Annotated in this window: 4 protein-coding genes; 2 read left to right on the forward strand and 2 right to left on the reverse strand. The window is 43.7% G+C overall.

Annotation, left to right across the window (positions count from 1 at the left end):
• The first annotated feature begins 32 nt into the window (after positions 1 to 32).
• On the forward strand, positions 33 to 4,610 hold the full coding sequence (locus ABIL39_01530; GenBank protein MEO0164801.1) for a S8 family serine peptidase: 4,578 nt from the start codon (positions 33 to 35) through the stop codon (positions 4,608 to 4,610).
• A 60-nt stretch (positions 4,611 to 4,670) separates the two neighbouring features.
• Positions 4,671 to 7,274, forward strand: coding sequence for a M20/M25/M40 family metallo-hydrolase (locus ABIL39_01535; protein ID MEO0164802.1), 2,604 nt, complete (start codon positions 4,671 to 4,673; stop codon positions 7,272 to 7,274).
• A 2-nt stretch (positions 7,275 to 7,276) separates the two neighbouring features.
• Here the strand turns inward: ABIL39_01535 and ABIL39_01540 are convergent, their stop codons facing one another.
• Both ABIL39_01540 and ABIL39_01545 read right to left on the reverse strand, forming a co-directional pair.
• Complete coding sequence (locus ABIL39_01540) at positions 7,277 to 9,196, reverse strand: CocE/NonD family hydrolase (protein MEO0164803.1); 1,920 nt, start codon at positions 9,194 to 9,196, stop codon at positions 7,277 to 7,279.
• 39 nt (positions 9,197 to 9,235) lie between these two features.
• A complete protein-coding gene (locus ABIL39_01545; protein MEO0164804.1) occupies positions 9,236 to 11,662 on the reverse strand; it encodes a FlgD immunoglobulin-like domain containing protein in 2,427 nt (808 codons plus the stop codon).
• Positions 11,663 to 11,672 lie beyond the last annotated feature (10 nt).

Genomic DNA, 11,672 nt, shown 5'->3' on the forward strand with positions numbered 1-11,672 from the left:
GAGAAAATAATTATCAAAAGAAAGGAGTGGCTATGAAAAAAATCGCGATTCTAATGGTAATAGCAACACTGGCACTGGGGGCAATAAAAACCCAGGTGCCCACGCCGGTTCAACCGGTTCAAAAAGAAGAACAAAAAAATGATTGGGAAAGTCCAGTAGACCGCACCGACATCATTCCAGTATTCTCAAGCGAGGTTAAATCTCAATTCATTCCTGTTACCTATGGAGATGCAACGAAGATTGCTTTCTCCAACGGTATTTCATTTGATACCAAACTTCTGGGCAAAAATGGTGAACCGGATTTACCTGTGGATCTAAAGACACAATATCGGGATGATGAAACTGGCTACTATATCGTTCAATTTTCAGGACCGATCTATGGACCTGAGAAAGACTGGCTTGAAGCACAGGGTGCGAAGATTCATTTCTACATTCCCAACTATGGATTTGTCATCTCTCTAAAGAATCAAGCACAGAAAAATGCCATTTTGGCTAATCCAGCAGTTAACTGGTTGGGTATTTATCAGCCGGCTTATAAGATTTCCCGGCTTTTTGATGCGGTTGATGGTGAACATGTGGTGACGATTCTGCTTTTCAATGATGCTGATATGACCGTGGCTCTGGAAAAAATCAAGGCAGTATCCTTAGCCCGGGATATTATCACTTCCGACAATGGTATCAACAAAATGGTCTGGTGCACGGTTAATAAGGCGGACTTGAATAAACTGGCGAATATCAAAGAGATTTACTGGATTGAACCCTATATCCAGCCTCATGCCTATAATGTCAATGTTCAGTGGGTAGTGATGACTGGCTATCGTTCAACAGCCCCACCTAACAATGATGATACAGCCCGCCGGATGTGGGGGATGGGGATTTACGGTGATGGTGAAATCATCAACCATTGTGATTCAGGAATCAATACCCAGCACTATCTGCATCGTGCCGGTAGTGCCCAGATTACGACCTGGGGTGTATATCCGACGCATAATAAAATCGTTGCCTATGATTCTGGTGCACCGGCTCAAATAGTATTTGGTGATGGTTCTGGTGCTTCTTATCATGGCACCCATACCGGTTGTACTGCAGCAGGGAATGATACGACTTTAGGGACGAGTTATTATGATGGTGTGGCCAAACGTGCCCGGATATACCACAATGATTGTGGTGATAATACGAGTTCTTCGATCTATACCTTTGGGGATTTGAATGATCTCTATATCCGGCCTTATAACAAATACTATGCGAGCCATGGAATAAGGGCGTATTTGAGCACCAACTCTTGGGGTGCAGATGTGGGGGGTGCATATACAGGCATGAGCCTCAATGTCGATCAGTTCATGTGGGCTCATAAGGATTTTCTGTTATTCTATTCTAATGGAAATTCTGGTCCGTCAGCGAATACAGTAGGTTCTCCAGCGACAGCTAAAAACTGTGTTTCGGTTGGAGCCACTGGTAATGGCACATCTTCCAATTCCCTTGCTTCTTATTCCAGCCGTGGTCCAACCGATGATAACCGTATCAAACCAACTATCTGCACGCCAGGTTCAAGTGTTATTTCTGCCACCACCGGAACCACAGGAACTGGAACGATGTCTGGAACGAGTATGGCTTCGCCTGGAGCATGTGGTGCAGGTGCACTGGTTAGACAATACTTAAGAGAGGGTTGGTATCCTACGGGTAAAAAGGTCGCCGGAAATGCCTGGTCTTATATCAGTGCGGCAATGATAAAGGCGATATTGATAAACTGCGCGGACCCAAATGTTTCAGGTGGAACTGTTCCGGATAACAATATCGGCTGGGGTCGGGTTGACCTTGATTCCACACTATATTTTGCCGGTGATACCCGTAAGACGCTCCTCGTCGATGATACCATCGGTATTTTGACCGGTGAGCGAAAGGATTACCATTTCAGTGTTCCTTCAGGTGCCGCGAATTTAAAGATCACCCTTGTCTGGACCGATTATCCAGGCAACCCAGCAGTCAATAAACAGATTGTAAATGACCTTGATCTGTATGTTCAGGTGGGAAACACCTATTATCGTGGTAACCAATACTCTGGGGGTCAATCAGTGGCAAATCCACCTGGTCGGGATTCCCTTAATGTTGAGGAATGTGTAAGGGTAAATTCACCGACCGCCGGCGACTGGCTGGTGAGGATTGAAGGCCGAAATGTACCCTATGGACCACAGCCCTTTGCTTTGGTGATTACCTATACTGCCGCGACCGTTGCTGGAGTTGTTACAACTGATAAGGCAGTTTATCGTGCCAATGATTTCATTATTGACACCGTGCGGGTAAGAGTTGAGGACCCAAACTATGGGGTGGTTGGAATTAGGGATACAGTCCGTGTTGTGCTAACTGGGAAATACATTGAGACTCAACCCGAAACTCTGAGATGCGTGGAGCTTGCGGAGAGTGCATATGTCTTCAAAGGTGAGATACCGTTGCTCTTCCGTGGTGCAGTCCATGGTGATGGAAGACTCTCTGTCTGCCAGGGTGATACGATTTATGTCTCCTATACCGATAATAATCCTTCTTATGTTTCTACCACTTGGGCAGCGGTTGATGCCTGGTATTTTAACATCTACAATGTCCATTGTGAGAACATCGATGCTACATCAGTAGATATCTGCTGGAATACGAATGAAGGTGCAAATTCCAAGGTTTATTATGGCACGAATCCAAACAATCTCAACCTTGTAGCGCAAGTTGATACTCCTTACTGCATGCCGCATCGAGTAAAACTAACAGGATTAACGCCCAACACCATCTACTATTATGATGTGGAATCAAAAGATTTCCGCGGCAACGCAGTGCGCGACAACAATGGTGGTCTCCATTATACCTTCAAGACAAAACCTCAGGCTGGAATAGATGTTCTGGTTGTGGTATTGAACAACAATCTCCAGGGCACTGAATTTGCTCATCCAGACTTCATGAAGAATGCGCTCATTGCTGGTGGCTGGACTTATAACTGGTGGTCAACCAAGGATCAGGGACAGTATAGACGGAACGACTTAAAGTGGTATAAAGCCGTATATTTCCAGGTCGGACAGGAAAACTATCCAGTCTGGACGGTTGCCCAGAAAGAGACGATAAAGACCTATCATGATGGTGGTGCCCGTTTTGCCATGACCGGTCATGATATTGGTTGGGATACGTGGCAATACAGCCGGGTGGATACGATCTTCGCCAAGGACTATCTCCATTTCCGTTATATTGGTGATATCACCGCTACCACCTGGACTTCCTTGCGAGGTATTGCGGGTGATCCGATCTCTGGAAATTATACAGCGGGTGTGACTTATCAACCATTCCGGCAGGGCGCAGCAGGTGATTCTATTAGGCTTTCCGGGACTGGTGCAGCAGGAACTGGAACTTATGTCTGGCATGGTAATGCGGCGAATGATTCTTGCGGTATCAAATGGGAATCGACGAATAATATGGGAACACCAGGTGATGGTGTCTGGGGTGGCCAGCGGACAAGGGTGGTAACCAACGCGTTTGAGATCACTCAGATTGATACTACAAATCCCAATAGTACCACCCGGACCGATATTCTCAATAACATGTTCATCTGGCTGATTGGCCATGACCATCCGGATGTGACAATCTCTTCGCCGGTGGCAGGTCAGACCTATACCTCAAGCCCAATCACCATCTCCTGGACTGCAACCGCCTATGGTGGCGCCCAGATTGATACTACCTGGATTGAATACTCACCTGATGGTGGTTCAACCTGGTATCTGATTGCTTCTGGGACCAATCTTACTTCGCCTTATTCGTGGAATGTGAGTACCCTTCAGAATAGCAACAGATATCGGGTGCGGGTGACGGTCAATGATAAGAATGTCTATCCATCGATGAGGGGCTTTGCCGAGACCGGCAATTTCCGGATTAACATTGCGGGCAATGATGACCTTGGTCCAAAGGTGATACCGAATTCAATCATCGTGGCGAATAACCCGAAATTTGTAACTTCGACTGACACCGTTTTGACCTTTACGGCTGTAGTGAGTGATTCTGAAACTGGTTTGAGCACAATCGGTGCAGCAAGTTACATTGCCAAGAGTCCGAATGCCTCAAGTGGCGAAGTACCGATGACGGTCGTGGACGGTGCATGGGATGAGATTGTTGAAGATGTTGCCGGTTCTATCCGATTAGTTTACACGCCGAATGTGGTTAATATCTGCACACTCTTTGTCCGGGGCCGCGACAATGCATCATATCGTGCACAGAACTGGGGTGCCTGGTATTATAGGACTTTCACTTTGATCAATGGCGATATCCGTCCAGTAGGCATTAGCGAAGGTAGTAATATTATCCCTGTGGCATACAATCTTTCAGCGCCTATGCCCAATCCTGCAAAGGGAGTGGTCAGAATACACTATGCAATTCCTCATCCTACCAAGGTGACGCTGAAGATCTACAACTGTCTCGGTCAGGTAGTGCGGACACTGGTGGACGCCGAACAGAAACCAGGAGTTTACACCATTTACTGGGATGGCAGGGACGAGAATGGGCGACGGCTTGCTGCGGGAATTTATTTCTACCAGATGGTTTCTGACGAGTTCACTGATACAAAGAAGACGATCTTGCTGAAATAAAGGCAAATGGGGCAGGGTTTCACCCTGCCCCATTTTGTTTTCCAAACCGGAGGTGTTGAAATGGTTAAGGTTATGAGTTTTTTGGCTATTTTTATTTTTTCCTTTGCTCAATCTAACCTGGTAAGAATTGAACTCGAGGCGGACCGGCTGGAGCCACTTTTTGCCCGGGATCTAAAAATCATAAAGGAGCTGGATAATTGTGCATTGGTCCTGGCAGATGATGATGAAATTGCAGAATTAAAAGATTTTAAATTAGAAATATTGGAGAAAAATCCGAAAGAAGGGAAATATTATCTGATTTACACCTTTGGTAACTCGTTTGAACCTGGGATGTTTGGCAGGGTTCTTACTGTGGACAATAATGTCTATTTGATAGAACTAAGAGAAGATAGACTCATGCCCTTGACACAGGAACGCGTGGAAATCGTCCGTCTATCTTTCAAACCTATCATAAAATCCGGGTCAATAAATTTACCGGAAGTGCGTTATCACCCGATTATTCAGGAGATTGTGAATCGGGTCAATCCCGATACGGTGTTGAGTTTTGTCCGGCGTTTGCAAAATTTTAGGACCCGATATTCAACCCATGATTCCTGTTTTGCTGCGGCAAACTGGATAAGAAACAAATTTATTGAATACGGCTGTGATTCGGTATATTTTCAATACCACACTTCTGGTTATGCACCGAATGTGATAGGAATAAAAAGAGGAGTTTTATATCCCAATATTTATGCAATCATTGATGGTCATTTTGATGCGACATCAAATCAAGCACCGAATATTGCTCCAGGAGCGGATGATAATGCCAGCGGCACTGCTGCAGCGCTTGAGGCGGCAAGGGTCTTAAGAGATTATCAATTTGAGTATTCTGCCCGGTTTATTGCCTTCAGCGGCGAAGAACAGGGTTTATACGGCAGTACCTATTATGCTAATAACGCTCGGCAGAATGGCGATAGTATCCTTGGGGTTTTAAACGGAGATATGATTGGCTATGTGGATATCTCGCCAGAAAATTGCAATGTTTTGACCAACAGCGCCAATGTTCCTTTTGCCGATTTCTTTGTTGCCTGTGCCGATACCTATACCAACTTGCTCACTGTGAAGCAAACACTTTCTTCTATTCCTTCTGACATCCAACCATTCTACGACAATGGTTATCACGGATTATGTAATATTGAAGATTACTGGCCCACCAATCCCCACTATCACCGCACGAGTGATACAATTGGTGCGGGGTATAATAATAATCCCTTTGCTACCGAAGTAATAAAGGCAGAAATTGCTGCACTCTGTGTTTTAATAAAACCTTATGAATCCAACCGTCCCAATGTGTTGCTAAATCGCACTGCGGTGGTGGAGGATAATAATAACAATGGCCGGCTCGACCCAGGTGAGAATGCCGGAATTGTTTGCTATGTTCGGAATGCTGGGGGGATGGCAGCAACCAATACCACGGCAAAATTGCGGTTAAACGATATTTACATTACACTGCTTGATTCTACCACCACCTATGGAACGATTCCAGCTGGTGATTCTGCACACAATAGTTTGGATCCATTCCGGGTTTCTGTCTCTCCTGCCTGTTCCATCGGGCATACCGTCAATTTTCAGCTTTATATTGTTTGTGCGGAAACTTCCTGGACGAGAAATTTCAGTTTAACCGTCGGCCGGCCGATGCCCACTGATACTGGATATTATTATGTCTACTGGTCGGGTTGTCCATATCAACAGGCACCGGTTTATAGTTGGTTTGCAATAGATACGACCCAGACCCAGAATCCCGGAATATCTTTGAATCTCAGTGACGATCAGGTTAGGCGTGTGGGATTGCCCTTTACCTTCAAATACTATGGTTTGAATTACAATCGTATTTCAATATCATCAAATGGATTCGTAACTTTGGATTCAGCAACATCCAGTTATCCATCGAATTATGGTTTGCCAAACGCAAGTGCACCACGAACTTGTGTTGCAGGTTTATGGGATGATTTGGACCCTGGGGTTAGTGGGGCTCCTGGTGATGTTTATTATTACAATGATGCGGCAAATCATCGTTTTGTAGTGGAATGGTTTAGGGTTCCCCATTATGGTGCAAATACGACTTTGGAGACATTTGAGATAATTTTGTATGACCCCGCTTATTATCCGACGCCAACAGGGGATGGTGAGATAATAGTTCAGTATATGAATTCAATGCAGCAGAGTGATAATACCATTGGTATACAGAATTACGCACGGGATGTTGGTATTCAGTATTACTATGACGGCACATATCATCAGTGGGCGGCTCCCATTACTTCTCAGTTTGCTTTAAAGTTTACAACCTGGCCGCCAACGGTTGGAATTGAGGAAAAAAGAGATTTGACCATTACAGATAGACCAAATTTGATCTTGGTTCCGAATCCCTTTAAATGCCGACTGAATATCATATATTCTCTGCCAAACGATTATGATGAAAAATCGAATCTCAGCCTCGCGATTTACGATGTTTTAGGAAGACTTGTAAAATCTTTTACTCCTGAGACTTTAACTCGGGATTCAGGTGCAAGTATTGTCTGGTTAGGAGATGATGACTTAGGTCGAAAGGTACCCGATGGTGTGTATTTTGTGCGAATGATTGCCGGTGAGTATCAGGAGACAAAGAAAGTCGTGGTTCTTAGGTAGCTTTATTTAATAATTACCACCTTTTTGACTTCTTGATGATCATTAATCCTTGAAGAGATAAAATAAACCCCATTGGGAAGCTCAGGCAAAGTTAGTGCATATTCGCCAGGCGGATAAGATTTTCTCAGGTTCCATATTCTCCGTCCCAGAGTATTATAAACTGAAATTTCCACCGCGCTAGTTTGGCAAAGTCTAAGATTGATTCTAAGCATCCGGGCTACGGTTTGGGTGGTGATATTGTTTGTCTTGATGGTTGCTTTAGCCAGTTCTTCGAGAGAAACCGTAGATGGCAACACCGGTAAAAGTAGATGAGAGGGAAGCGCGGGTGTCCGGTAGACTTTCTGGGTAGCCACCAGAAAATTGGGGTCATCCCTTCTAAAAGGAGCGCCGGTATTGGGATTTTTTTCAAATCTTGGATAATTAGAGGAAGAAATAATTACCCTTAAGCGATGTCCGGTATTAAATACCTGGGCAGTGCTCCATAAGTCAATATTGAATGTGTCAGGTACATTAGGAATTAACGAATCCTCTCTATCGAATCCATGTCTGTGCCGTGCCATTAGAATATTGTCGGTTACCAAAATTGACCTGCCATCAGGATAGACATCAGTAACTCTTATCGCCCAGTCAGTATCATAGCGGTCAGAAGCCGCATAGAGAACGAATTTTAATTTACCGATCACGGTCAAAGGCGAGGTTAGTGGCGGTGTTGAGAATATTAGAACATCCGACCGGTTCTCAATTGGTCTCTGGTCGATCGGACCGTAACCATGAGTGAGTCCGATGAACTCTCTACCACCATAGGTTGTACAGGGATTTGCCGGGTCATAGATAAAGGTATCAATCGCAAATGTAGTTGGGGGTAGGGTATCAAGCAGGTGGTTATCCCGGAGATAATACTTTTTATACACAACCTGGGGCAGGGGCCAGGTGTCAGCCTCAATCCAGCGGTTCCAGTTTGTCGTATCCTGGGTATCACAATCTCCCATTAGGTAGAATTTGACTTTAGGCGGCGGAATCGGACCACCTCCTTCTTTCATCCAGTAATCATACCAGTCCAATAACATCTGAATAAAACTCAGTTCATCCATTTCGGCATTCGGTGGATAGACCAAGTCTCCCTGTTCCCTTGTTCCCCAGGCATCACCATGCCCCCAGGGTCCGATAAACAATTTTTGGTTATGAAATCTTTTCTGCAATTCGCTGAACGCCTCAAGCACACCGTCTGTATACATATCATACCAGCCCTCAACATGGAACATTGGATAATTCGCGACATTGTATTTTTGAGAAAGATCGACGATTGACCAGCGGTTACAATAATTTGGATAATTACAAACCGTATCAATAAGCCAGGGTGTATCAACACCGTGTAGCCAGGTTTCAACAAGTGCCTTCCTGAATTCGCCACCGGTGAATGCACAATCACGATAAAGATTCGGTGCCGCAACCATCGGTGCACAGCAAACAAGATGGGGAGGCAGTGCGCCTGCTGCATAATATTGGGTCATTCCATGGGCAGAGGCGCCGATCATTCCAACCTTTCCATTACACCAGTTTCTATTTGCCACCCATTCCACCGCATCATAGCCGTCCTGTAGATCCCCCCAGCCATCAGTCCAGAAGACCATCGGTTCACCTTCGGAATCACCATAACCCCGTAGGTTTTGAACCACAAGGGCATAACCCATTATATCACAGATCAAAGTGATATAAGTATCATCCCAGCCCCTTCCATAAGGGGTTCTCTGTAATAATGCCGGTGCCTTCAGTATCGGGTTGTTCCAGAAAGGACGATAGATATCAGTCCCCAATCTCACGCCGTCTCTCATCGGTACACCAACGCTATCGGTCTGATAGCCAAACGCCGATACGCTGAAAAGCAAAAACAGACATAAAAAGATTATGTTTTTATTTTTCATAATGACCTCCTTATTCTTAACCTGGTTTATAATCATCGTCTATTCAATCTTTATTATTTTTTTCTTAATTTCTCCTATTTTACTTCCTTTTAATACAAAAAAGTAAATGCCAGATGGCAGAAGATTGCCATCCTGGTCTAATCCATCCCAGTTTAGGGTTGTATTTTTCTCTCTCAATGGACCAGAAAATAACCGCCGAACAGATTGCCCTAATGCATTTCTAATTTCACATTCAATGTCTGTCTTAAATTGAAGACTTATGTCAATTTGAATTCGGTCGCGAAATGGATTTGGTCCTAATGATATCTGGATATTCTTTTTATTTTCGGTATTTTTTTCTTCTACAAAATACCCAATCGTATCAACCTGTAATTCCACATAATTGGAATAAAGCGAATGATGACAAGCCGATTTACTTTGACGATAAGCAAGCACATGTGCAATCCACTGTGAATCAGCTGGCAATAACGGTACTTTTTCAAGATTCTTATGTGGCAAATCAGTATACCATTCAGGATAATATTCATTTATCTTTCTTTTATTCCATTCTTTCAGATAAGCAACATGGATTGAATCATCAGGATAATGTCTTTTTACATCCCCTTTTATGAAAGCCAGAACAATATCCCAGATTTCTTTAAAAGACAACGGGAAATCCCATTTAGACTTTGCTACAATCCGCGCAATGATAGCCCCAATCAAACCCGGTATTTTATCATAAGGATACCAGCACATACCATTGCCCACAAGCACACCTGCCATCCCTTTAAAAGGCAAGGGCTCTATTGAATAGGCATAAGCCCGACCAGGTAATGCTTCTTTATAGTAACCATAAACATAAATAATATAATCCCTTGTCCAGCCAGGTTTTAAGGAAGGCAATGAACTGGCATCAAAACCTAAATCAATCTCATCCCCATGATGCATAATTACAAAACAATCATCAACTCCTTTTAATAACGGCTGGACATCACCATATTTTGTTGCATTTCCAAAAACCGCAGGGAAATCATTATCAACAAGTTGATGATAATGATACTCACCAGGATATTTACCATCTTTAGAATAGTAGGCACCATAACCATAGTAATGCAAGTCTGCATATTTTAATGGCACCTCAAATATTGCATAATCAGTGTGGGTATTTTCTTCTATCCAGACCTTATCCACATAGACGACCTCATCAAATGTAATCCGCAAACGATGGTCATCAGTCAGAAAGATTGACCTCCCTTTTTTATCATAGAGTGGAAAGACCATCGTCTTACTCGTCCCTGCAGGATAACCACAATACCCGATTTTTTTCCAGCGTCCATCCTTGCCAATCACCTCAACCTTAGGGAATTTGATAGTCCTCCCTCTTTGTTTCAAGCGGTAACGCAAACTCACATAGTCATAGACATCATCGTCAGAAAACCGTGTGGAACCATTGAGGAATAAGACTGCCTTTGCTGGATTCATTAACTCACCAAGGTCAAACTCAATTATTAAAGGATCATTGAAAGAAAAAGGCACATAGTTTCGGTCAGTTTCTTTTATATAATTTAACACATCCTTTCCATCAACCGTGCGCGCGGCAATCGGCAATTTCTTCTCAATGGTTGCAAAAATTTTGAATGGAGGTGGTGGAAAGATTGCAGCTTCATTAGGATAAATAGCCACCCCTTCAGGATGGTCAACCGCCAGGAGTTTGACCTGGTCAATATATGAAACCTCAGGTTTCATCTCATTCAGTTTAATAGAAATAATTCCATTATCTTTCGTCTTGATCTGATGGGAAGGAATCTTAAGATATTCATCAGGGTCGATGGGCATATAAATATTAAACCCGGCTATTCTATCTACCCATAATCCCAGATTGGCACTGGCGATCACATCACCAACAAATTCATATTCCTTACCATTCCAGGAAAAGAGCAAAGGACATGAACCTTTATAAGCCTCAGCTGCCAAGAAGGTATAGGAACTATCATTTATAATCCAGTCAATGGTATCACTCGCAGTACAAACCCAGGATAACAATGTGTCAGTATCTCCACTGATCGCCGGGCTATAGAACCAGTGAGAACTATCTCCCCTTGTATCATAAATAAATAATTGAGCAACAGGATGGTATGTACCAGCCCTATGGCCATACCATCTGAAGGTCATCCGGGCAATTTTATTAATAGGTTCATTTATTCTAAAACGATACAATTGGGTCACAAATCTTGTGGTATCTGGATTATATGTAATCCACCACAATGTATCAAAAAAAGCGATTGCATTTTTTTCTTCTGGAGTTGCAGGTTGATAACCAGGGTTCCCAGGTTTTAGTTGAGGCGGTGCCCGGCTGTCTGAGGGATTCTTCCATGCCTCACTTCCAGGGCTCTGGATTGTATAGATAATCTGACTCCAGACTGGGGAGGTAAAAAATAACACAATCATTACCACCCCTACAAGGATAACAAGATATTTTTTGGCCATATTACACCCC

This window comes from candidate division WOR-3 bacterium (assembly GCA_039802205.1).
GTDB lineage: Bacteria > Hydrothermota > Tepidihabitantia > SM23-42 > JAOAFX01 > JAOAFX01.